16 protein-coding genes and 1 tRNA gene are annotated in these 24,038 nt (G+C 61.4%); 6 read left to right on the top strand and 11 right to left on the bottom strand.

Annotated elements, in window-relative coordinates; translation table 11 throughout:
• Positions 1-3,168, top strand: a complete 3,168-nt coding sequence (locus tag RCF49_RS21455; RefSeq protein ID WP_342641818.1) for an efflux RND transporter permease subunit — start codon at positions 1-3, stop codon at positions 3,166-3,168.
• 43 nt (positions 3,169-3,211) lie between these two features.
• Here the strand turns inward: RCF49_RS21455 and RCF49_RS21450 are convergent, their stop codons facing one another.
• From RCF49_RS21450 to RCF49_RS21440, 3 genes are all read right to left on the bottom strand, one after another.
• The gene (locus RCF49_RS21450) at positions 3,212-3,634 is read right to left on the bottom strand and encodes a response regulator (protein WP_342641817.1); all 423 of its coding nucleotides are present in this window, start codon (positions 3,632-3,634) and stop codon (positions 3,212-3,214) included.
• Positions 3,631-5,184 (bottom strand): PAS domain-containing sensor histidine kinase, encoded by a 1,554-nt coding sequence (locus tag RCF49_RS21445; RefSeq protein WP_342641816.1) that lies wholly within the window; start codon positions 5,182-5,184, stop codon positions 3,631-3,633. Before RCF49_RS21445 ends, RCF49_RS21450 begins: the two co-directional genes overlap by 4 nt.
• Positions 5,185-5,545: 361 nt before the next feature.
• Complete coding sequence (locus RCF49_RS21440) at positions 5,546-6,322, bottom strand: metallophosphoesterase (protein ID WP_342641815.1); 777 nt, start codon at positions 6,320-6,322, stop codon at positions 5,546-5,548.
• Positions 6,323-6,776: 454 nt separating this feature from the next.
• Between RCF49_RS21440 and RCF49_RS21435 the strand changes: the two genes are divergently transcribed.
• The gene (locus RCF49_RS21435; RefSeq protein WP_342641814.1) at positions 6,777-8,000 is read left to right on the top strand and encodes an EAL domain-containing response regulator; all 1,224 of its coding nucleotides are present in this window, start codon (positions 6,777-6,779) and stop codon (positions 7,998-8,000) included.
• 158 nt (positions 8,001-8,158) lie between these two features.
• On the opposite strand, the gene RCF49_RS21430 is transcribed toward RCF49_RS21435, so the two are convergent.
• Positions 8,159-8,617, bottom strand: a complete 459-nt coding sequence (locus tag RCF49_RS21430; protein ID WP_342641813.1) for a BA14K family protein — start codon at positions 8,615-8,617, stop codon at positions 8,159-8,161.
• Between the two features lie 292 nt (positions 8,618-8,909).
• Here RCF49_RS21430 and RCF49_RS21425 point away from each other — a divergent pair, with 292 nt between their 5' ends.
• Positions 8,910-9,242 (top strand): hypothetical protein, encoded by a 333-nt coding sequence (locus RCF49_RS21425; RefSeq protein ID WP_342641812.1) that lies wholly within the window; start codon positions 8,910-8,912, stop codon positions 9,240-9,242.
• 96 nt (positions 9,243-9,338) lie between these two features.
• Here the strand turns inward: RCF49_RS21425 and RCF49_RS21420 are convergent, their stop codons facing one another.
• A complete protein-coding gene (locus tag RCF49_RS21420) occupies positions 9,339-10,133 on the bottom strand; it encodes an undecaprenyl-diphosphate phosphatase (RefSeq protein WP_342641811.1) in 795 nt (264 codons plus the stop codon).
• Positions 10,134-10,333: 200 nt separating this feature from the next.
• On the opposite strand from RCF49_RS21420, the gene RCF49_RS21415 reads away from it, so the two are divergent.
• Both RCF49_RS21415 and ligD read left to right on the top strand, forming a co-directional pair.
• A complete protein-coding gene (locus tag RCF49_RS21415) occupies positions 10,334-11,209 on the top strand; it encodes a Ku protein (RefSeq protein ID WP_342641810.1) in 876 nt (291 codons plus the stop codon).
• A 1-nt stretch (position 11,210) separates the two neighbouring features.
• Entirely contained in the window at positions 11,211-13,826 is a 2,616-nt protein-coding gene (ligD, locus tag RCF49_RS21410; protein ID WP_342641809.1) for a DNA ligase D, read from the top strand.
• Between the two features lie 25 nt (positions 13,827-13,851).
• On the opposite strand, the gene RCF49_RS21405 is transcribed toward ligD, so the two are convergent.
• From RCF49_RS21405 to RCF49_RS21390, 4 genes are all read right to left on the bottom strand, one after another.
• Positions 13,852-14,673 (bottom strand): Ku protein, encoded by an 822-nt coding sequence (locus tag RCF49_RS21405; protein WP_342641808.1) that lies wholly within the window; start codon positions 14,671-14,673, stop codon positions 13,852-13,854.
• A gap of 156 nt (positions 14,674-14,829) precedes the next feature.
• On the bottom strand, positions 14,830-15,504 hold the full coding sequence (locus RCF49_RS21400) for an HD domain-containing protein (RefSeq protein ID WP_342641807.1): 675 nt from the start codon (positions 15,502-15,504) through the stop codon (positions 14,830-14,832).
• Positions 15,501-16,481 carry an NADP-dependent oxidoreductase gene (locus RCF49_RS21395; protein ID WP_432807351.1) on the bottom strand — a complete coding sequence of 327 codons (981 nt, stop codon included), beginning with the start codon at positions 16,479-16,481 and terminating at the stop codon, positions 15,501-15,503. The genes RCF49_RS21400 and RCF49_RS21395 overlap by 4 nt, the downstream gene beginning before the upstream one ends.
• 44 nt (positions 16,482-16,525) lie before the next feature.
• Positions 16,526-16,954 carry a cupin domain-containing protein gene (locus tag RCF49_RS21390; RefSeq protein ID WP_342641806.1) on the bottom strand — a complete coding sequence of 143 codons (429 nt, stop codon included), beginning with the start codon at positions 16,952-16,954 and terminating at the stop codon, positions 16,526-16,528.
• A gap of 406 nt (positions 16,955-17,360) precedes the next feature.
• Between RCF49_RS21390 and RCF49_RS21385 the strand changes: the two genes are divergently transcribed.
• A tRNA-Ser gene (locus tag RCF49_RS21385) sits at positions 17,361-17,453 on the top strand.
• Between the two features lie 516 nt (positions 17,454-17,969).
• On the opposite strand, the gene RCF49_RS21380 is transcribed toward RCF49_RS21385, so the two are convergent.
• Together RCF49_RS21380 and RCF49_RS21375 are read right to left on the bottom strand one after the other, a co-directional pair.
• The gene (locus tag RCF49_RS21380; RefSeq protein WP_342641805.1) at positions 17,970-22,955 is read right to left on the bottom strand and encodes an autotransporter outer membrane beta-barrel domain-containing protein; all 4,986 of its coding nucleotides are present in this window, start codon (positions 22,953-22,955) and stop codon (positions 17,970-17,972) included.
• A 540-nt stretch (positions 22,956-23,495) separates the two neighbouring features.
• Positions 23,496-24,014 carry a 2'-5' RNA ligase family protein gene (locus tag RCF49_RS21375; protein WP_342641804.1) on the bottom strand — a complete coding sequence of 173 codons (519 nt, stop codon included), beginning with the start codon at positions 24,012-24,014 and terminating at the stop codon, positions 23,496-23,498.
• Positions 24,015-24,038: the final 24 nt, after the last annotated feature.

Genomic DNA, 24,038 nt, shown 5'->3' with positions numbered 1-24,038 from the left:
ATGTTCTCAGACGTCTTCATTCAGCGGCCAAAGCTCGCGATCGTCGTCGCGATCGTGATGACCCTCGCCGGGACTCTGGCACTGCTCAACATCCCGGTTGCGCAGTATCCCAATATCACCCCTCCAGTGATCCAGGTCTCGGCGACCTATCCGGGCGCGGACGCGGAAACCTTGGCGGAGACCGTGGCCGCTCCCATCGAGGAGCAGGTCAACGGGGTTGAGAACATGATCTACATGTCCTCGACCAGCACCTCGAGCGGTGTCTATACGCTGAGCGTCAGTTTCGCGATCGGAACCGATCCCGATATCGCGCAGGTCAATGTTCAGAACCGGCTGGCCCTCGCGCAGCCCAACCTGCCGGCCATCGTGAACACGCTGGGTGTCTCGGTCACCACGCAGCAGCCGGGCTTTCTCCAGGTGGTCGCAATCTATTCGCCGTCAGGGGCCTATGACGAGCTGTTCCTGTCCAATTTCACCAAGATCAATGTCAGCGACCCCATCTCGCGGGTGAACGGCGTCGGCAGCGCGACGCTTTTCGGTGAGATGGACTATTCCATGCGGATCTGGCTCGATCCGGTGAAGATGACCTCCCTGTCGATCAGTCCGGACGACGTCGATCGCGCGATCAAATCCCAGAATATACAGGCCGCCGCCGGATTGATCGGTGCTCCGCCGATCTCGAACCAGCAGGCGCTCCAATACAATGTCACCGCCCTCGGGCGGTTGTCGTCGGTTGAGGAATTCGAGGGTATCGTTCTCAGGACCGCAGCCGATGGCGCCGTGGTCAGGATCCGCGACATCGCCAGGGTCGAGCTTGGCTCGAGCAGCTATTCCTCGACCAGCGCGCTGAATGGCAAGCCGGCCGCAGTGCTCGCCATATACCAGACGCCTGATGCCAATGCCCTTGCGGTTGCCAACGATGTCAGGGCCGAGCTCGACAAGCTCAAGAGCCGCTTCCCGGGCGATCTCACCTATGAGGTCGTCTATGACTCGACCGCCTTCGTCACCGCCACGATCCACGAGATCATCGAAACCCTGCTGATCACCGGTGTCATCGTTCTGGTGGTGGTTTACATATTCCTGCAGGATTTGCGTGCAACTCTCATCCCTGCCTTCACCATTCCGGTTTCGCTAATCGCCACATTCGCGATCCTTCTGGCGCTGGGCTATTCGGCCAACACGGTCACGCTGTTCGCCATGATCCTGGCGATCGGGCTCGTGGTGGACGATGCGATCGTGGTGGTCGAGAACGTCCAGCGCATCCTGGAAGGCAATCCGGATATCGACCGCAAGGAAGCGACGCGCGAAGCGATGCACCAGGTCACCGGGCCCATCATCTCCACGACGCTGGTGCTGATCGCGGTCTTCGCGCCCGTTGCCTTCCTACCCGGCGTGACCGGCCAGCTCTATCGCCAATTTGCAGTCACCATCACCACCGCCGTCATCTTGTCGGCGATCAACGCGCTCACGCTCAGCCCGGCCCTCTGTGCGAGCGTGCTGCGCCGGCCGCGGGAAGCCCGCGGCCCGTTCAGATGGTTCAATGCGGGGCTCGACCGCACGCGAAACGGCTATGTCCGTCTGGTGGGGGCGCTTGGCCGACGCGCAGTGCTCGCGGGCGTCATTGTGGTCGCCACAGGCGCTGCTGCCGCATTCCTGTTTCAGCGGACGCCCACAGCCTTCATCCCGACCGAGGATCAAGGGGCGCTGTTCGTCAATGTGCAATTGCCAGATGCGGCTTCGCTGCCGCGCACCAGCGCTGTACTTGAACAGGTGCGGAAAATCGCCGCCGACACGCCGGGCGTTGCCAATGTGGTCACGGTGTCGGGATATAGCATGCTGGCTGGGGCACTCTCGACCAATGCCGGGCTCGGTGTGATCGTGTTCAAGCCGTGGGATGAACGAAACACGCCAGCACTGAGGCTTGCGGGCATCTATGGACGACTGAAGACTGCTTTCGACCAGGTGGTCAACGCCTCCGTGCTTGCCTTCCCTCCACCCGCCATTCCCGGCGTGGGCTCAACCGGCGGCTTTGATTTCCGGCTCGAGGCTCTGTCGGGCCAATCTGCCGAGGACCTTGCCGCGGTCATGCGCTCGTTAGTGGTGGCCGCAAACAGTGATCCGCGCATCAGCTCGGCCTATTCGACGTTCTCGGCCTCCGTGCCGCAGCTTCATCTCGATATCGACCGGGTGAAGGCGGAAAGCTTCAAGGTCCCGGTCTCAGACCTGTTCTCGACGCTGCAGGCACAGCTCGGGTCCTTGTTCGTTAACAACTTCAACCTCTATGGCCGCACGTTCCAGGTCAATATCGAGGCTGATCAACGCTTCCGCACCGTGCCGGATGATGTGCTCAATCTTTATGTGCGCAACACGGAGGGCAACATGGTGCCCGTGCGGACGCTCGCCAGCATCGAGACAACCTTCGGGCCGAGCCTGCTCGGGCGATACAACCTGTTCACGGCAGCCACGATCAATGGCGATGCAGCGCCAGGACATTCTTCAGGCGAGGCGATGGCGGCCCTTCAGGAGATCGCGGCCAAGACGCTCCCGCAAGGGTATTCCTTCGAGTGGTCGGGCATGTCGTATCAGGAGGCGAGCGCATCGGGACAGGTGGTGATGATCTTCGCCCTGGCTCTGCTGTTCGGCTACCTGTTCCTGGTCGGCCAATATGAGAGCTGGACCATACCCCTTTCGGTGATCACATCGGTGGTGGTTGCGGTGCTGGGGGCGATCGGCTCCATCCATTTTGTCGGGCTTGCCAACAATATCTATTGCCAGATCGGTCTTGTGCTCTTGATCGGCCTTGCCGCCAAGAACGCCATTCTGATCGTGGAGTTCGCCAAGGAGCAGCGGGAGGCGGGTCTGCCGCGGTTGGAGGCAGCGCTTGTCGGCGCCTATATGCGGTTTCGCGCGGTGCTGATGACCGCCATCGCCTTCATCTTAGGCGTGGTGCCGATGGTCATCGCGACGGGTGCGGGCGCTGCGAGCCGCTTCTCCATGGGCGTGACCGTGCTTGGCGGCATGACCGCTGCCACACTCTTCGGCATCATCCTCATTCCGGCGCTCTATGTGATGTTCCAATGGCTGGGCGACAAATTCGGCGGCATTCCCGATGATCTCGGCGCAGTCCCACCGGAAGACGCACCGCCGCCACAGCAGGCAAGTGCTTGAAGCACATGGGATCCGTGGTGCGCGTCCGCCAGGTACGGCTCGACTAGCGAATGACCCGGCTTGCCTTTTCGGCCGGCAGGATGCGCATGATGGCATCGAGCAGCTCGCCCCGGCGGAAGGGCTTGGCGAGGACGGCATCTGCGCCGAGCGCGGAGGCATAGCGCAGCAAGTCACCTTCCCGCTTGAGGGAGCCGCCGGAGATGGCAAGAATAGCCATGCTGGGAAAGCGCTCTCGAACATGCAGGATCAGCTCGATACCCTCTATCTCCGGCATCACGATATCGGAAATCAAGAGGTCGGGCTGGCTCTCACGCAATCGCGCCATGGCTTGCCGACCGTCGGCCGCTCCGATCGTCTCAAAACCCGCCGCCCGCATCAACGAGACCAGGGTTTCGAGCACGATCGGGTCGTCATCCACCACGAGGCAGTGGAGGGGATGAGATCTCGTTGGGGCGGCGCAGGTCACGATCGCCCCTCCTGGAATTGATCCCGTTCCGCGCGATCGCCGCTTTGCGGCAGGGTTATTTCAAAGAGCGTGCCCCGTCCTCGCTCGCTTAAGACGGTGATCGATCCGCCATGGGCCGTCACGATACCATGGGCGACGGAGAGACCAAGGCCGGTGCCCTTCCCGACCGGCTTGGTCGTGAAGAAGGGATCGAAGATCCTGCTCGCGACCTCCGGCTCGATGCCGCATCCGGTATCCCGGACATGGATCGAGAAAGCTTTTCCTTGCTCCTGCCCGGAGATGCGCTTCAGCCCGATATAGAGAGTGCCTTGGTCCGCCATGGCGTCGATAGCGTTGCAAGCGAGGTTGAGCACCACCCGGGTGAGCAGGACGCTGCTCATCGCCACCTCGCCGCCATCCGCCTCTATCTCGGTCGCCAACCGAATTCCTGCGGGAAGCTGCGCCTCAATCATCGGCAGGGCGGAGCGGATGACCGCCGCCGGATCAGAACTCTCCGCGGTATAGGTGCCCTGCCTTGTGAAATCGAGAAGGTCACGCAGGAGGCTCGCGGCCCTTTCCGCGCCAAGCATAATGGTTTTCGCGTCACCGCGCGCCGACCCCGGCGGGAGATTGTCCGCAAGGCGCTCGGCCAGAACGATCACGGGCAAAAGGATATTGTTGAGGTCGTGGGCAATGCCACTGGCGAGGCGGCTCACCGCCTCGAGCTTCTGTGCCACCCGCAGCTTTTCCTCCTTCTGGCGGAGCTCGGCAAAGAGGGCGCGTTCAGAGATGATCTGCTGCTCCAGCTGCTCCTTGGCGGCGCTGAGCTCGGCCTGCAGCCGATGATCCTCGGTGATGTCCTGAACCGTGCCGATGGCAAGGTCAGGCCGGCCGGCGCTTCCCGGAATGCGCTCGCCAATCTCCCGGCAGATCCGCACCGCACCATCCCTCGCTCTGATGCGATAGACCGTCTCATAGCGGCTACCTGCCGTGGTGAAGGCGTGGTCGATGCGCCGGTATTCCGCGACGTCTTCCGGATGAATGAACGCGCGGCCATTGACATTAATGGCCTTGAATTCCTCGACCGTGACACCGCAAAGCCGGGCCAGGGCCTCAGAGCATTCCAGGAAGCAATCCTGCTCAAGGTCCCAGACCCAGTAGCCGAGGCCCGCAAGCTCGGTTGAGTGGACCAGCTGACGATTGGTATGCCGCAGCTCGATCTCGGATCGGGCGAGCGCTGATACATCACTGGCAATGCCCCGGAAGCCCCGCACATTCCCTTTGGGGTCGGTCAAAGGCAGGCCCGAGAAGCCAATCCAGGTCTCCCCATCCAGCGCATCGATATAGCGGTAGATGATGTCGGAAAAGGCAGCGCCACGTGCGATCACCTGGTCGATGGTGGTATCCTGCAAAGGTTCGGCCGAGATCGCCGCCATCAGCTCCGGCAGGGTTGCGCCAAGGAGGTAATCAGCAAGATCAACGGCCTCGACCCGCGGGCTCTTTCCCTCCTGCCAGAGAAGCCTGCCAGAGTTGTCGGTCTCCCACATCCAATGCGCGGAAAGGCGCGCCAAGTCCCGGTATCGGTCTCCATTCGCCGTCCTATCCGGGTCGGAAGCAGGATGCGGCGCAGCTTGCGGTGCGAGGTCCGCTCCCTCGGCGGGGAACCGCGATGAGGCCGGTTGCGCAAGGGAAATCTCGGGCTGCGCGCGGGCCAGGCCCCGTCTCCGGGAGTCCACCACCAAGGATGTGTGAAATGATGTCCTGGGCTCGCCTGACCGCATGGCCATGTACCCTCGCCTCGGTCACGGACCGGTAACCACGCCCCCCAGGCCATCTTCATCAATATTTATTAAGCCATCGTAACGTTTTGCGAGACGGCTGAGCCGAATAATCACCCACCGGTTCCGTCGGCTCTGTCGTCTCGCTCGCAGATCAGCCGAAGCGGCACGCGGCATGTGCGGCGATCGCGTTTCCGCTGGTCATCAGGAAACGGCGCTGGTCCTGCTCTAGGACCAGACAGGTGAGCCGTCCCGTCTTGAATGCCCCGGTGTCTATGGCAATGCGGGCGGCTCTGATTTCAGGTTCGGATACCCGCGTATGGCCATGCACCACCGCATAGGGAAGCTCGCCCTCAAAGGACAGGAATGGCTCTCTGATCGAGACGAGATCGGCCGGCTGCTGGTTGTCGAGCGCAACACCTGGCCGAATTCCTGCGTGCACGAAGAGATAATCGCCAATAACAGAATAGAGGATCAACTCGCGAAAGAACTTCAAATGACTTTCGGGCAAAGCATCCAGGAAGGCGCGATGGAGCTCGCGGTCGGCGCGCAGCCGGCCACGGGCGTCAAAAACTTCGATCCCATAGGACGCTAGCGTTGCACTTCCGCCATATCGCAGGAACTGAGCGAGGCCACCCGGATCGTTGAGAAAGCCAAGCAGCACCTGCTCGTGGTTGCCGCGCAGAAAAGTGTGGCGTGCGGGCGCCATCGGCCTCGACACCAGGGTTTCGATTACGCCCTTCGTTGCTGGTCCGCGATTGAGATAATCACCGAGAAAAACGCAACTGCACAGCTCCTGATCTATATCTTTCATATCCTGGGCGATCATCTGGAGCATTTGCTGCAAGAGGTCGGCCCTGCCATGCACATCGCCAATCGCATATACGCGCATTTTGTCGGGCACGCGCGCAGTCCCAGGCCGGGTCGCCATAGTCCTCCTCTCTAAATTTTCGGAGGGTGATGCTTTTTTGCAGTTGCTCAATAGGTCCAGCTTACTCTCTCCCCGGATCTTCTTGCTAATTTGGCGGACCACTGCTCAAAACCTCGTAAAATTAATGCCAAACAGAGCTCTTTACGCTGAACGCAGAACCCCTTGAACAGTCGCAAAATCGCCATCGCGGCGTCCGAACTCGGCCAATTCCCTAGGGCTTCATATTTGCAACTCTGAACCACGCCGATGCAGGAATGCATCGCCCGACAGCAAGCGATTGAAATTTCTCGGTTTTTCATTTTGGCACTACAAAACACCTGGGTTGTACTTCGGCCCGATTAGAATAACTTAGTAAGACTTCCGGATCACTCTATGGCATGCTCACTCGGCAAGGACAAAGCTGGGAAGGCCAGTGAGGAGCCGAGCAACAGAGCAGACACATTCGCGAGCCTTTATGAGCCAGACGACCCAAAGACTTCTGATTGTCGACCCAGATCGCGAGGCGGGCAAATTGCTGGTTTCGCTCGCTGGTCGTTTCGGCATAGAGGCCAGGACCCTCACCACAGCGAATGAGTTTATCGAACTCTATTCGGGCTGGCAGCCGACGCTCGTCTGCGTGAGCCTAAATGTCGCTGACATGGACGGGGTCGAACTGATCCGGTGGCTCTCCGACCGCGAATGCGATGCCAAGCTAATCATCACAGGCGATGCCGACGGAAAGGTTCTTCACACGGCCGCAAGCCTTGCCGCGGCACGCCATCTGGATGTGGCAGGCATTCTTCGCAAGCCGTTCGCGAGCGAAGACACAACCGCCCTGTTCGAGGCAACCCAGATGAAACAGGAAGCGGTCACACTCCGTGAGATTGAGCAGGCCTTTGGCCGAGGCGAAATCGTCCTGCGCTATCAGCCGAAGGTCAGCCTCGATGGCGACAAGCTGCCCCTCAAGGGTGCCGAGGCGCTGGTGCGCTGGCATCATCCGGTGCGCGGGGTCCTGTCACCGGACAGGTTCCTCGGGGCAATCGCTGATTTCGGCATGATGGGCCAGCTGACGGACCGGGTCATCGACATTGCCTTCTCCGATCTCGCGCGATGGACCTATCTCCCGCCTGATTTCACGATGGCAGTCAACGTGCCAGGCGATCTACTGACCGATCTCAGCCTGCCTGACAAAATAGAGCAGAAGGCGCGCAGCACCGGCATTGATCCCAAGCGTATCGTCATCGAGATCACCGAGAGCGTTGCACTCGATGACCAGCCCACGACACTCGATGTGCTCACGCGCATGCGGTTGAAGGGCTTCGCCCTGGCACTCGATGATTTCGGCACCGGCTATTCATCGCTGGTCGAGCTCTATCGCATGCCGTTCAGCGAGATTAAAATCGACCGCTCATTCGTGAGCCAGGTGGAACGAGATCAGGATGCTCGCACCATTGTCCGCTCGATTGTGGGGCTTGGGCATAATCTCGGTTTGCGCGTGGTCGCGGAAGGTGTCGAGACTTCGAAAATCCTGAACTTCCTCAGCGAAGTCGGGTGCGAGCAGGCACAGGGCTATTTCATAACGGTGCCGCTTGCCGCGGAGGCGTTTGAGAATTTCGTGCGTCGCTGGACGAACCGAAAACCGGCGCTCCGCGTCATCACCGATAATGCGGCGGGAAAACGATCAGGCGCCGCGGCATGATCTCCTAGTTCATCTCTCCCGAAAACTCCCCAACCTTACGCGGCTCATTCGTGAGCCGCGTTTTTTATGGGCGGAACCCGACTGGCCATCCCCGACCGGGCGGCTCAAGGAAAGGGAAGGCCACCGGCCTCCCTTTCTCAGGTCAATGTCGCACTCTATCAGTATGGGCTGTTGCAGCGATATTGCCGGCCATCGTAACCGGTGAAGGTATCGGTGGCGGGGTTGTAGGAGCGATAGCGCTGCTGGCACCAGGCCACATGCGAGCTGGCCGCTGCTCCCCGGGCCGCACCTGCAGCGGCACCGGCGATGGTTCCCGCAATGCCGGCAGCTGCTGCCGCGCCAAGCCACCAAGGCGTGCGATAGTAATAGCCGCCATGGTAATAGCGATATCCAGGCCGCCTATGGCGATAGCGGGGGCCGTGGCGATGGCGGTGATAGCTGCCGCGATAGCGCCGGGACTGCACCTCGTGAATCAGACTGTTCGCATCTGCAGCGGTCGATGCCTGCTTCAGGACCGACCCTATCGGTGCTGCGGACGCTTGCGGAGGCGTTCCGCCCAACGCAGCGACGCCAAACATCAGCAGGCCCGCTGCTATGGTCAAAGTCTTTCTAGCCATGTGATGGCCTCCCTTGAGAGCCGTTGTCGGATGCATGCGTAAAGCATCGGCACCGGTTTCGTTCCACAGCTCCGGGGCTGATTGCCATCTGACCCAGGGAGGCGCCCGGATATTTGGCAATTTTCATGAATTAACTCTGTAAGCAGGACAGGCCGCCGGTCCCATATGGCGCCATGGACGGGCATGCAGACATCCGATACAGTTTCAACGCGCGGACATCGGTGCGCACGCGCTATACGGATAACCGCATAGGCGGCACATCCCGCAAGTCCGCTTGTCGGAGCACTAGCACATGAAGCATCGCTTTATTGCGGCCGCGATGGGCATTTGCCTGTCCGGTCTTTTGTTCGGAGCCGCGCAGGCGGCGCCCATAGTATCGGCGAACCACGTACCAGCCGTCCAAGCCACTGATATCCATCAGGTGGCAAGAAAGGTCGTCAAGAAAAAGGTGGTCGTCAAACGGAACGGCAAGGTAAAGCGGAAGACTGTCGTCTATAGCTCGAAGCGCTATGGGCCGCGTTATAAGGTTCGGCGGCCGGGATATGGCTACTATTATGGTGGCTATTACTATAGAACGCCGTGGTGGCGCGTACCAGGCGGACCCGCAGTGGTTATCGTCCCATAAGCCTCAGGTGATCAGAGCATATGCAGGCCGGCCTTTCGCCGGCCTGTTTCAGTTCGGGAACCCGAAACGCATTGGGGGCGAGCAAAGCGCACCGCCTCATCTCATCGCAAGCAGCCATACCAGCATGAGTGAACCCAAGGCGATGCGGTAATAGGCGAACGGGGTAAAGCCGTAGCGGGAAATGAAGCTCAAGACGGATCGGACCACCACCAGGGCGGCAATGAAGGCGGCGATGAAACCGATCGCGATCACGCCCATGCCATCAAGGGTCAGCACATCCCGGTTCTTGAACAAGTCGTAGGCGGTGGCACCCAACATCGTGGGAATGGCCACAAAGAAGCTGAATTCCGCCGCCGTCTTGCGCTCAACACCCATCAGAAGCGAACCGAGAATGGTGGCACCGGAGCGCGAGACGCCGGGCACCAGTGCCAAGCACTGAAACAAGCCGATCCGCAAGGAGAGCGAGGCGGGAAAGTCCTCGACGCGGCGCCAGCGCACCACGTGAACGAGCCGCTCTACAGCCAAGATCGCAAAGCCGCCGAGGATCAAGGCCACGCAGACCACCAGCGGGTTGAAGAGGACCGACTTGATGAAGCCGTGAATTGCCGCCCCAATGGCGGCAGAGGGCAGAAAGCCCAACAGGATCGCGATCGTGAACCGACGTGCAGCAGGGCTATAAGGCAAATTGATCAACACCTGCCATAGCTTGTGGAAGTAGACGCAGACGACCGCCAGGATCGCACCAAGCTGAATGGCCACCTCAAACACCCGGCCGGGCGGGCCCTGGAAGCCCATGAGATCGCCGACAAGAATGAGATGACCCGTCGAGGAAACAGGCAAAAACTCGGTCAGCCCTTCCACCAAGCCGAGCAGAATTGCTTCGAGAACCAATACAATATCCACGGAACCCCCGAATCTGCCCCGGTAGACCAGCCCCGCGCTCCTTAGCCCGGTCGCATGATCAGGACAAGGCGCCAGATCGCCCCAGCGCATCCCGAGTTGGGGCTGCAGGGCCGGAAAGGATTCCCCATTTACCAGGAACGAAACATTTGGCCGGTACGTTGAGGCTTCGTATTTCGGAGGCCAGCCCCGTGGCACCGCGTGCAAATTGGAAGGGCTACCTGCAGATCGGCGAAGTCGTCTGCCCCGTAGCTCTCTATACGGCCGCTTCGACATCGGAGCGTGTCTCGTTCCACACGATCAACCGCAAGACGGGAAACCGCGTGCGGCGGCAATATGTGGATGAGAGCACGGGAAAGGCGGTTGAGAGCGAGGACCAGGTTCGCGGCTATGAGGTGAGCAAGGATGATTATATCGTGCTCACGCCGGACGAGATCGCGAGCGCCGTGCCGCAGAGCGACAAGAAGCTCGCCGTCGAAGCGTTCGTTCCCTGCAGCGAAGTGGACGAGGTCTTTTTCGACAAGCCCTATTATCTCGCGCCGGCCGGCCGCGAGGCGCAAGAGGCCTATTCCGTGATCGTGGCGGGGTTGTCTGCCAAGAACGTGGCAGCGCTTGCTCGTACCGTCCTGTTTCGGCGCCTGAGAACCGTGCTGATCCGGCCGCACGAGCGCGGGCTGATCGCGAATACCCTCAATTTCGATTATGAGGTCCGCTCGGCCCAAACGGCCTTCCGGGAAATTCCCGACATCAAGATCACGAAGGATATGCTGGATCTTGCCCGGCACATCATCGACACGAAGTCGGGCCATTTCGATCCCTCGACCTTCGATGACCGGTATGAGGCGGCACTCGCCGAGCTCGTGAAGGCCAAGATCGAAGGCAAGCCGTTGCCCAAGGCCAAACCGCGTGAACCCGCCAAGGTGGTCGACCTGATGGAAGCTCTGCGCCAGAGCGCCGGCCTTGCGGATAAGAAGCCGGCAGCAACGGGCGGCAAGCGCAGGACGGCAGGCACCGCCAAGTCTTCGAGGGCGGCCTCGAAGCCCGCCGCTCGGCGCAAGGCAAGCTGAGATGGCGCTCGAAACCTATCGCCGCAAGCGGGATTTCACCGCGACGCCGGAGCCGAAGGGGCGAAAAGGCAAAACCGGCGGCCATAACTTCGTCATTCAAAAGCACGCAGCGCGCAGGCTGCACTATGATCTGAGACTCGAGCTTGACGGCGTGCTGAAAAGCTGGGCGGTGACAAGAGGACCAAGCCTCGTGCCCGGCGAAAAGCGGCTGGCGGTCGAGGTCGAGGACCATCCGCTCGATTACGGCGGCTTTGAAGGAACGATTCCCAAAGGTGAATATGGCGGCGGCACGGTTCTGGTCTGGGATCGCGGAACCTGGGAGCCGCTGTTCGATGCCCATCACGGGCTCAAGAAAGGCCATCTCGAGTTCGAGCTCCATGGCGAGAAGCTGAGCGGGCGCTGGCATCTCGTACGCATGGCACGGCGCGCTGGGGAAAGACGCGACAATTGGCTTTTGATCAAGGGAGAGGATGAGGCCGCGCGCGAGCCGGATGACCCCGATATCCTCGAGGAACAGCCGCAGTCAGTGATCACCGGGCGCTCAATTGACGAGATCAGCAAGGAAGCGCCCGGCTGGTCCTCCAAAACCGGCCGCATCCGCAAGACCCCGGCCGATGGCGTCGCGACATCTACAAAGTCCAAAACGACAACGGAGAAACCCGTCAAGAAAGCGCGCGCCGCCAAGGGTGGAAAAGCCAGCACAAAGACGGCTGAGGTTACCGAGGCGAAAGGCAAAGAAGCCGCCACAATCAGGCCGGTCAAGAAGGCAAAGAAGGCTGCGATGCCCGGCTTCATCGAGCCGTCGCTGGCAACGCTCAGCCCGAGGCCACCGGAGGGTGACCGCTGGATCCACGAGGTCAAGTTCGACGGCTATCGCCTGCAGGCGCGGATCGATGCGGATGATGTCAAGCTGCTCACCCGGCGCGGACTTGATTGGACCGACCGGTTCGGCAAGGAAATCGCGGACGCGTTCCGTGCGCTGCCGGTTGGCCAAGCGATCATCGATGGCGAATTGGTGGTCGAAGGTGATGCGGGTGCGTCTGACTTCTCAACCCTGCAGGCGGATCTGAGCGAGGGCCGCACGGATCGCTTCGTGTATTACGCGTTCGACCTTCTCTATCTCGACGGGCAGGACCTGCGGGCATCGCCCCTGGTCGAGCGCAAGGCGGCATTGGAGCAATTGCTCGAAGGCGCGCCCGAGAGGCTACGCTATAGCGAGCATTTCGAGGTCAGCGGCGAGATGGTGCTGCGCCACGCCTGCCGCTTAAGCCTCGAGGGCGTGGTCTCCAAGCTCCGCAGCGCGAGCTATAGTTCGGGCCGCAACCGTTCGTGGATCAAATCGAAATGTTCCGCGCGGCAAGAATTCGTGGTGGGCGGCTATGTTCCATCGACCACCTCGCGACAGGCCATCGGATCGCTCGCCCTCGGGGTTTATGAGAATGGCAAGCTCCAACATGTTGGTCGGGTGGGTACCGGGTTTACCGCCAAGCTCGCGGCTGAGCTCTTCGATCGCCTGCAGCCACTTCGCGCAGAGCGCACGCCCTTTTCAGGCAAGCTTTCTGCGGAGGAACGGCGCGGCCTCGTCCATGTTCGACCCGAGCTGGTCGCCGAGATCGAGTTCCGCGGCTGGACGGGGGATGCACATCTGAGGCACGCGTCGTTCCGGGGCCTCAGGGAAGACAAGCCCGCGGAAGAGATCACACGGGAGACCACCGACACATCTGCTCCGGAACTGCCCCGCCGAACCGTCTCGCTCACCCATCCCGATCGCCTCTATTGGCCTGATGCGGGTGTCACTAAGGAAGGCCTTGCCGATTATTACGCGCAGGTCTGGACCTTCATCGCGCCATTCCTTGTCGGCCGACCGCTCGCACTTTTGCGCTGCCCGGGCGGCATCAGCGAAGCCTGCTTCTTCCAAAAGCATGCCTGGAAGGGCCTCAACCGCAATATCGTGCTGTTCAAGGACCCGAAGGACAAGGACGAGGAGCCGATGCTCAGCATCGACAGCTTCGATGGCCTGATGGGGCTCGTGCAAGGGGGCGTTCTCGAAATTCACCCCTGGGGCTCGACGATTGCCGATCTGGAGCGGCCGGACATGATCATTCTCGATCTCGATCCCGGCGAGAATGTCGGCTGGAGCGAGGTCATCGAAGCGGCCCAAGAGGTGAGGCAGCGGTTGATCGATGCGGGGCTCGTGCCCTTCCTCAAGACGACGGGCGGCAAAGGCCTGCATGTCACGGCACCGTTGACGCCCAATACCGATTGGGAGACCACTAAGGCCTTCACCAAAGAGCTTGCAGAGGCCATGGTGTCCGACAGTCCCGGGCGCTATGTGGCCACCATCACCAAATCGAAGCGGCGCGGAAAGATCCTGGTCGATTATCTGCGCAATGGCCGGGGCAGCACGGCGGTTGCGCCCTACTCTACCCGCGCCCGCCCCGGTGCCCCGGTCTCGATGCCGCTCGACTGGAGCGAGCTTACCCCGGCGATCGGGCCTGCGCATTTCACCGTCACCAACACGCCCGCGCGGCTGAGCGCACTCACGACCGACCCATGGGCCGATTTCCGGAAGGCTGCTGTTCCGTTGGAAAAAAAGAAAACCAAGCGCGCACGTTAAAGAAGCCGGGCTTGGCGGCCACGGCTTACCGCTTCGACTTCTTGCCTTCCGCCTCTAGGCTGCGCTTCAAGGCATCAACGATGCTGACCACATTGTCGCCAGTGGGGGCCTCCGTCTCGCTCGCCGCTTTGGCGCGAGCCTTCGCCGGACGCTTGCGCCCCTTCTTCTTGGCCTCGATCATGTCCAGCAACCGGTCCTGCACGGGATCGCTCATGAGCTTCGGATCCCATTCGGTGGTGCGCTCATCGATGAGCTTTTTCACCAGCTCCATCGTGGTCTTCTCCACATGGGGCTTTTCGAGATCACCGAAATAGTTCTCGGTGGGGCGCACCTCATCGCCATAGCGAAGGGTCCAAAGCTCGATCCCGCGATCGCGCGGTTTAAGCATCACAGCCCGCTCGCGCCGATACAGCACAAGGCGCGCGATGCCAACCTTGTCCGTTGCGGCCATGGCATCGCGGATCACCGCGAAAGCCTCCGCACTCACATCGTCATCCGGCCTGAGGTAATGGGGCTTGTCGTACCAGATCCACGGGACTTCGGACGATGCCACGAACATGTCGATATCTATGGTGCGGGTGCTTTCCAGCGCGACCGCCTCGATCTCGTCATCCTCGATGAGAACATAGTCGTCTTCGCCGCGCGGATAGCCCTTGACGTAGTCCTCGTCCTCCACGGGCTTTCCGGTTTCGGCATCCACATATTGGCTCACCAGGCGGTGGCCCGTCTTGGCATTGACCATGTGGAAGCGCACGCGCTCGTTCTCGCTGGTGGCCGGCACCATGGAGACGCGGCACGTCACCAGTGAGAGCTTCAGATAACCTGTCCAGAACGCGCGTGGCGCCATGGTGGTGATTTCCAGATCCGGCCCAACCGGCATTGCCGGGCAAACAAGAATAATCCGACGGACAGCCGCATGGTTCCGAGACGATCGTAGGGCGAATTCGTTGCGAGGGTCTTAGCCCTTGCAATTTCCACCTTCGCCAGTCAGCTGATGAGCAGTTCAACTCGCCCATGGGGACGCCAAAATGATGCTGCAGAAATTCAGGCGCTGGAAATGGGGGTCCTTGAAGGCGAGCACATCATCGTTGAACGTGCCAAAGGTGGTTTCAGGCCGATGCTTCATGCCCTGATAGAAGGCATCGATGATTCCATGCTTGAAATCATCGCCCCGGGGAAAGGCTGAAAGCACCGCCTCGCGTTGCTCCTCGCTGAATTGCTCATAGCCACGGCCCACGACATCCATCCCCGCCCCCACCTGTACAAGCGCAATTTCCGGATGCATGTGCTCCGGAATGCCCGGGGTGGTGTGGAGAGCAATCGCCGCCCATACCCTTTCGACTTCGGCCTCAGAAATGCCGTGGCCTTTCAGGAAATCGCGCGCGGCATTCGCGCCATCCACCTCGAAGCGAAGCTTGCTTTCGCTATAAGCCGCGGTCAGGCCGATATCGTGGAACATGGCCGCGATATAAAGCAGCTCCGGGTCAAAGATCAGCCCCTTACGCTTGCCGGTCAACGCGCCCCAAAAATAGACCCGCGCAGAATGGTGAAACAGCAAATCGCTCTCTGTGTCGCGAATGAGCTGGGTTGCGGCGCGAGCCAGTGCACTGTCGGGAATGCCGACGCCGAAAATATCCTTCGCGGTCACGGCCAGTTCCTCCATAACGACTTCCCTCATATGGTCAGCACGATCTTGCCCTTGGGCTGAGGCGCAAGGTGCTCCAGCATGAGATGAGCCTCGCGGGCATCGGCCAGCGGAAGCACTGCCCCCACCCGGGTTTTCAGCTTCCCCTCGTCAATGAGACGACCGATCCTAGCCAGATGCTCGTCGGTGACCTTAACCAGAAAGAACCTGGCTTCGACCCGATGGCTCTCCGCAACATCCTGGTCTGGACTGGACACGGCTGATATCAGCTTGCCGCCAGGGCGGAGCACCTGAAACGAGCGCTGTTGTGTTTCACCGCCGACCAGATCGATGACTGCATCCACATTGCGGACCTCATCCTCAAAGCGCTGGGTCTTGTAGTCGATGATGCTATGGGCGCCGCGGTCGCGCACAAAGACTATGTCCTCAGCCGCAGCGGTCGCGATGGTTCGCAGACCAGCGCCATGGGCCAGTTGAACCGCATAGGCGCCGACATTTCCCGCGGCCCCGTGGATGAGCACAGTTTGGCCCGCCTGGAGCTTGCTTTCATTGAAAAGAGCCTGCCATGCGGTCACGGCGATCACGGGAACGGAGGCCGCTTCGACATGGGTTAGGGTGCTCGGTTTCCTCGCAACCATTGCCGCCGAAGCCAGGGCATATTCGGCATAGGCGCCGATGAAGCGCGGGTTCGTGACACCATAGACCTCATCGCCCAATTTCAGGTTCGAGACCTCCGGCCCGACCGCAACGATCTTACCGGAGAGATCCGAGCCCAAAGTGAGGGGAAGCGGCTGCGGCAGGGCGCTGTTTCCCGCCCTGATCCAGCCGTCCCACGGGCCGACGCCTGCGGCTGCAACTTTGACCAGGACCTCGCCCGGGCCGGGGTTTGGCCGCAAGACCTTCTCGAATCTCATGACGTCCGGCGGGCCGAACTCGTGCACCCGCCAGGCCATCATCCCTGGTTGGGCTTCAACCGCATCCGCTTGATGACGATCGCTGCTGGAGGTCATTTGGAGCTCCTTCGCTATGGTTGGGCCATGGATAGCGGCACGCCTTACTTCGGGTCAGGAGTGGTCAGGGGGTTATCCTTGGCGTCCACCACGAAGACAGCCAGCAGGCTCGCCGGCTCCTGGTCACTGGCATTCTCGCTGACCCTGTGATGGGAGCCCGGCTCCTCGTAGAAGCCCTCGCCGGCTTTGTAGACCTTGGCGGGCTCATCTCCGACCTGGCTGCGAACGGCGCCAGAAAGGACGTGCGCATAGATGAATGCCGAAGGGGCATGGTGATGGGCGTGGGATTTGCCACCGGGCGCATAGGTCACGAGCACCGCAACCATCCGCTTTCCCTCGACATTGGGGAGAGCGTGCTCGAAGATAGGCTTTACCTCTTCGCCACCCTGGGCAAATCCGGGGGATTGGCCGAGCGCTGCACCACTCAGCGCGAGGAGGATGCCGGCCGTGACGAGACCAATTTTCCTGTTCATGACGATTATCTCCGAATTCTGCATGGCCGTTGCGTCCTGCCTCGGCGTCGATGACCCTGGGAGGCTCTTGCGGCATCATCCGTTCACAGGCCGCACGACTATGAATGGCGCGGCCGGCTCACTACCGCAATGGGACGGGACCTTCCGATCAGGACAAGAGCACAGCAATTCCGACCAATGACGGGCAAGGCGGCGCGAGGCCGACCTTCCGTGCCAGGGCTTTCGACCAGCCATCCAAAGAGGAGGCGACGTGTGCACGCCCCGCCCTACTCTGCAGCCCAACACATACGCAACGACTGTGCGCGTTCCGTGCGCCCTCACGCCGGCCACAAGCGCCGCTTTTTCGTTGATTGCGGACATTGGATATTGACCGGAGATGCCTGATCTCCTAAGCCTTGCAGCCGCTGGAGACGTGGCCGAGAGGCTGAAGGCGGCGGTTTGCTAAACCGTTATACGGTCAAAAGCCGTATCGAGGGTTCGAATCCCTCCGTCTCCGCCAGCCTCCCTTTTTAAGCCATTGAAAATAGTGCTGAGCCCAAAGCACTCTCTCGAGCTGATCTATCCGGGCCGGTGATAGATAGATGCGCAGCTTCCTGTCGGCGTCGGGCGGAAGAACCCAATCCCAATTCTCCGGTACAGCGGCCGGGCCAATGCGGCCCGCCGCTCGCTTTGCCCAGCGGATTGCCTCAACAAGTTCATCGTCAACCAGCTTAGGCGTCCAGCAAAGCTACTCTGCTTGCAGTGCTCCGCAATTTTTAATGAAAAGCTGAACCGATGGGGGGACAGCGCGAAGGTGGCAAGGTGCTGAAGCGCTTGCCCGAAGGCAAACCGGCGGTAGCCCGGCCACGTGCGGGTGTGGCCAGACCGCCGTTCAGATCAAGTCAGCCAAATCGCTGAACGATGGGGTCAGTCATCGTCCTCCCAGCTGCCCGATCGTCTCGAACGTCCCCTTTCGAGACCTGACCATCGCAGGAAGCAATTCTCACCAAGACGGAGCTGAGCTTGCCAGCCCATTTCAGAAGCTGAAGCGCAATCCGGCATTGACGGTGCCACCGAAGACATCGTCGCCGAAATAGGTCTTGCCATCGATATAGCCGGAGAGCGCGCCGGAGCCGATGAACTGAATGCCCAGCCCCGCCTCGCCCCAGGTGCCAGACCGGTCATCGGCGGTGATGAAGCCACCGAGATTGAGCTTGTTGTCGCCCTCGAACTCGTTGACCACGCTCGCCTTGATATAGGGCTCGAGCCGTGAGCCGTCGGCCTGGATGAAGCTCGTCCCGAGCCTTGCGCCGAGGCGGCCGCGCAGGCTCTCCCCGTCGTTCCAGTCGATATGGTTGCCCGCCATGAAGGTCCCATCAATCTCCGAGGACAGATAGGTGACCTGCAATTCCGGCTCGAGGAACACCGCCGGGTTGAGGTCGAAGCGATAGCCGGCCTCGAAGGATGCGCCGATATTGGTGGCATCCGACTTGGACTTATCGCCCACAGCCGGCACCTTGTAGCTCACATCGAGCAGGTCCGCCTTCACCAGAGCATCGACGTAGAACCCACCCTGGAGATAGGTGGCATAGCCGCCCACCGATGCGCCCTCGTAATCGGCCGAGGAGAGGCTGTGTCGGTAGTCGAGGTCCGAATTCACATAGCCGCCGAGCACACCCAGAACCAAGATGCCCTGGCCGAGCTCGAAGCCCATGTCGAAACCGGCCTGGAAGCCGAACGTGTCCTGTTTGTACTTCACGCCATGGGAGGCATCATATTTTGCCCAATCGCCGATCGCCCGGCCCCAGAAGCCGCCCAATGGACGGCCCACCACGGCCGGTGGCATGGGCTGAGGCAGGTCGGCAACAGGACTGACCAGGGTGGTGCCGCGATAGGTCTGGCGCAGATCAACCGTGCGCTCATGCCAGGCACCGGTGGTCGCATACCAGACGTTCTGCAGACCGCTCATCACGCTTGCGGTCTCGAAGACCTCATCATCGGGATTGCTCTGGAGCACCCAGACGAGGTCCGGACGCAGATCAAGATCATAGGTGAAGAAGCCTTTGTCGATCGGGCCGCCCACCAGGTAGAAATCACCCTCCTGGGTGAAGCCGTTCGAGACATCCACCACCTCGATGCCACCGGGCACATATCCCCCGGGACCTGCATTGGTGTCGTTGACATAGAGCGCGGTCGGGCTGCCATTGCCGCTGGCGATGACGGTGCCGCCGATCTCGAGCACGTCGGCCGTCGAGCCGGGCCCGCCCAGGAAGGCATCAACCCCGAGCGCGCCGCCGCCGATGAAGTCGCTATCGGCGAGGATGATCCGGTCGCCCTCGCGATCATCCTGCATGTCGATCACGCCGCCGAGGCTGTTGTCGAACACTTCGAGATTGGCGATGGTCACGCTTGCCGGCGCATTCCGCTCAGCGAGGGTCAACAGACCGCCATTGTTGAAGCGGTCATCCCCGTCGCCGAAATCACTGTCGCCGCGGGCATAAACCGCGCCGGTGTCGTAGTTGTTGAAGGTGTCGGCACCGCCGCCCATGGTCATATAGCCGGTCACATCACCGGCATTCTCGACCACGGAATCGCTGTCGAAGTTGACGATCGCCCGGTCGTTGAGCGAGGAGATCGAACCGAGATTGACGAGCCTGGAGCCGGCACCGCCGTCGAACACCACACCGGCGCCATCGCCCGTGCCGCCGACCACCTCGCTCGTCTCGGTCACATAGACGACGGCTCTGCCATTTTCGCTCTGGGCAGCGATCGCGGTCGCATCAAGACCGGTGGCGGAGATCAAGCCGTCCGTGTAGATATTGACCTCGCCATCCGTGGTCTGCCCCATGATGCCGTTGCTGGCCTCACCCGTGGTCACGACGTAGGTGATCCCGATGCCCACATCGCCCGCTTCGCTGAGGGCCATGATTCCGGGTGCGAAGTCGCCATGAGTGATGACGCTTGCTCCGCCCACCAGCACGTCGCTGGTGAGATCGACCGCGACCACACCCGGCGCATTATCGCCAAAGGTTTCCACGTCGAAGAACCGCACCTCGGCCGTGCCATTGGCCTCGGCGTAAATGCCGGCTGAATGGTCGCTATAGGTGATGACAGTGTCCGCCAGGACGAAAGCGGATCCGTCCGCCGTGCGCGCGGTAATACCCGTGGCGTCCTCTCCTGCCGTCGTCACATCGCCCGCGACGACGACGGCAGGTCCGGTCTCCGTGGTGGCCACCACACCGCGGGAGTGATCGCCTGCGGTCTCAACAGAGCCGGCGACCACGAAGGCCCCGCTTTCTCCGTCGGCCCGCGCGGCATCGGCGTGGCTTCCGCCTGTCGAGACCTCCTCCGCCACGATGGCCGCGCGACCTTCAGGCGCCCTGGCCACGATACCGTCGCTCTCATCGCCATGCGTTTCCACGCGGCCCGCCAGGACGAATGTGTCCCCGTCCCCGCTCGAGGCTGCGATACCTATTGAACCGGCGCCCAACGTGCTGGTCTCGCCGGCTATGACGGTCACGTCACCTTCCGATCTTGCAATCACACCGGCGGCGTCATTTCCCTGTGTAGCAATCCGTTCCGCTTCGACGAAAGTGCCGTCCTCGCTGAGGGCGAAGATCGCCGCTGCACCATCGCCCGCCGTCGAGACGCTTCCTGCCTGCACGATACTCAGACCATCGAGCGCCATCGAAAAGATGCCCGTTGCGGAAGCGCCCTGCGTGACGACGTCGCCGGCAGCCACGATGCTGGAGCCGTTCAGCGCGAGCGCCAGGATGCCATCGGCGTTCCCGCCGAGCGTGCTCACCGATCCGGCAACCACGATGACATCATTGAACTCGCTCTGGGCCAGGATGCCATTGGAGTTGGCTCCCTCGGTCACCACAGAGCCGACACCCACATAGGCCGAGCCTGGCCCGCCCGCCATCAAATCGATGCCGGTGGAATTTGCGCCATGGGTGGTCACGCTATTGCCGATCGCGATCGCATCGCTGGCCGGGTCGGTGCCGACCACACCTGGAGAATTGTTGCCGAAGGTTTCCACATCGCCGAACACGGTCAGCGACGTGCCGTTCGCCTCGTTGAGAATGCCTGTCGAGTCGTCGCCATGGGTGGTGACACTCTCGGCGAGCACGTAGGTCGAGCCATCGGCATTCTTGGCGATGATGCCATCCGCATCGAGGCCGGTGGTGTCAACCGTGCCGGCCAGCACGAAGGCCGTACCGCTGGCGGTCTCCGCCACGATGCCATCGGATTCGCGACCATTGGTGGTCACGCTGCCGGCGGCGACGCCGGCGCCCGTCGTCCCCGTCGCCCGTATGCCGTTGGAGCGATCACCGTTTGTAGCAAGTTCGCTCACGCCGACATAAGCGCCGCCCGTTCGAGATCTTGCGAGGATGCCGTCGGAATTAAGACCTGTGGTCTCGACGCGTCCCGCCAGGGCGATCGCCTCACCATCGCGCGCACTGGCCGTCAACCCGTCGGCGCGCTCGCCATCCGTCCTCACAGTGCCGGCGAGAACGAAGGCGCCATCGGCCCCGGCCGCCCTTATGCCATCGGCCCATTGCCCGGACGTGGAGACATCGCCCGCAATCACGATCGCTTCCCCGTCTAGGGTCCCTGCCCAGATCCCCACCGCATTCAGGCCATTGGTGGAGACGGAGCCCGCACTGACCACGGTATCGCCCGACTCGTTGCGCGCGACGATGCCAGCGGCATTGTCCCCGACCACGTCGACATCGAGGACAGCGATATTGATGCCTTCAGCGGCTACCGCCATGATTCCATTGGCGCTGGCGCCCTGAGTGGCAACCTGCCCGGCGAGAATATTGACTGCACCGGCTTGCGCCTCCGCACTGATGCCTTCGGAATGCTGGCCGCTCGTCGAAACTGACCCGGCGACCACATAGGCATCGCCATCGTCTATGGTTGCGGTGATGCCATTGGCGCTGTTCTCGGTGGTGTTCACTTCGGCCGCAGCGACAGCCGCAAAGCCGCTTTGAGCGGATGCCGTGATGCCGGCTCCGGTCGAGTTCACCGTGTCTGCGAGAACCAGCGCCGGCCCGTCAGTGGCGGTGGCGATGATGCCCTGCGAGCTGGGGCCGGCCGTCACGACGTCATTGGCGATCACGCCGGCAAAGACGGAGCCGTTCGCGACGATGCCGTGGGAATCCTGCCCATCGGTCGAGACCGTGCCGCTGGCAAGCACCCCGGCCAGGCCAGCGGAATTTGCCACAACGCCGATCGAGCCATCGCCCGTGGTCGTCACATTATTGACCGAAGCGAGGGCTGCGAGCGTACCCTCAACATTGACGCCATGGGCGTCATTGCCCGATGTGGTGATCTGCCCATCGCTCGTGGCAACCGCGATCAGGCCGGCGGTGGCATTGATGCCATGGGCGCCGTTTCCAGTGGTCGTGACATCATGGGCCGAGGCGAAGGCGGTTCCGACGAGGGCCTGTGCGTTCACACCGATGCCCTGGCTGGTGACGTCGTTCACATCCACGGTCACAGCGCCCAGGGCGGTCGTCGCGTTAACCCCCATTCCCGTTGCGGACGAGACGTTTCCGGCGGTGACATCGACATCGCCGGCGCCGGATGTGGCGTTGATGCCGGTGCCGCCTGCGATCACGTCATCGACATCGACGACAACATTCCCGAGCCCCGTGGTGGCATTGACACCGATGCCGGTGCCATTTGCCGTGATGGTGCCTTGCTGGATGACGGTGCGGCTGCCAAGCAGGCCGGAGACATTGATCGCGGTCGCGTTGGTGGTGGTGATGCTGCCTTGCGAATTGACCGTAAGATCTGCATCCGCCAAGCCCAGGAACCCACCAGTCGTGACATTCACACCGATCGTGCCCGGCGGGGGAATGACGACGACGCCATCCTCGATGGTCAGGACGAAATCGCTCGTCCTGCCGGGGTAGGATATCGCGCCTGTTCCACCTGGAGCGCAGTTCGCCCCGCCCGGCACCGGCGCGCAAGACGCCGCCCAGGCCGTCCCGCCAGCTGGTTGAAACAAGAACAGGCCCAATCCGGAAAGTGCAGCCCCGAGCAGGAGCAATGATTTCCGCTCTTCAGTCCGAGCCGATACCGTCCACGCACCTTTCCTGCAGATCTTTCGCGTGATGTTATTCGGACGTGCAGTTCTGATTGGCGCCGAACGCCACGACGGTTCCCCCATGTTCCCCCCAACAAACCTCGAAACCGCGACGCACAGTTCGGGTTTGCTGCTGCCCGACCGAATCGCCACACATGCGCCACTATATTGCCAATTTTGCAACAAAACATCGGGATTGGTGGAAGGGCTGTTTCTCGGTTGGGAACCGCTGGGCGGAAGAAATCCAACGCCGAATCAGCGTGCGCTCATCTCGCGTGGCGCTCGTTCAGCACGGGCCGAGCGGCCGCCGGGTGCAGGCCGCAGAATAACGAGGCCGTAGAGATGTAAACGGCCCCCGCAGTCTCCTCCCGTGGGGACGCCAAGCAATTTAAGCGCATCCTGGGCCACTTATGGCCTCGGCCACACAGCCTATGTCTTCGACCTGCTGCCGGCAGCCTTCGCTTAAAGGTTTATCTCATCAAGCAGAGTCAGTGCTCCATCATCGAACCGGAAAACACTGATCGTATCAAGTTCACCGGCCATTTCGAGCCCTTGACTGTTCAGCTCATCGGCAAGCTTCTTGCCCGAGACGCCGTCTCTAAACGCGCCGACCGTGATATGGGGGATGAAGGGCAATTCCAGGCGCAGAGACCCGCTCAACGGCCCTGTATAGAGCTGGTCATGCAACCTGACCAGAGCCGAAAAACCCTCCTCTGGAACGAGATAAACATGGAAGACCTCAGTCAGGAAATCCTTTACCAACAGCGCGGTGCGAAGACAGAAGCGAATTCTTGCCGTCTTCTCCACGACAATTCTCACATGGGCTGTGAGGGCGGCCTCATCCACCGTTCTTGACGGAAATACCAGTGTGAAGTGAGCAGGCACCCGCTTAAAATTTGGATCATGCTGCTGGCGAATGGCTTCGATCTGCCGTCGAAGCGGCTGCGGTAGCTTTGGGTCGGCAATGACGACGAGCGACATGGTATAATGCCCTCAGAGCAGCGA

This window comes from Rhodoligotrophos sp. CJ14 (genome assembly GCF_038811545.1).
Taxonomy (GTDB): domain Bacteria; phylum Pseudomonadota; class Alphaproteobacteria; order Rhizobiales; family Im1; genus Rhodoligotrophos; species Rhodoligotrophos ferricapiens.
The sequence above is the reverse complement of the archived record's forward strand: the minus strand, read 5'-3'. Positions and strand labels throughout refer to the sequence as shown.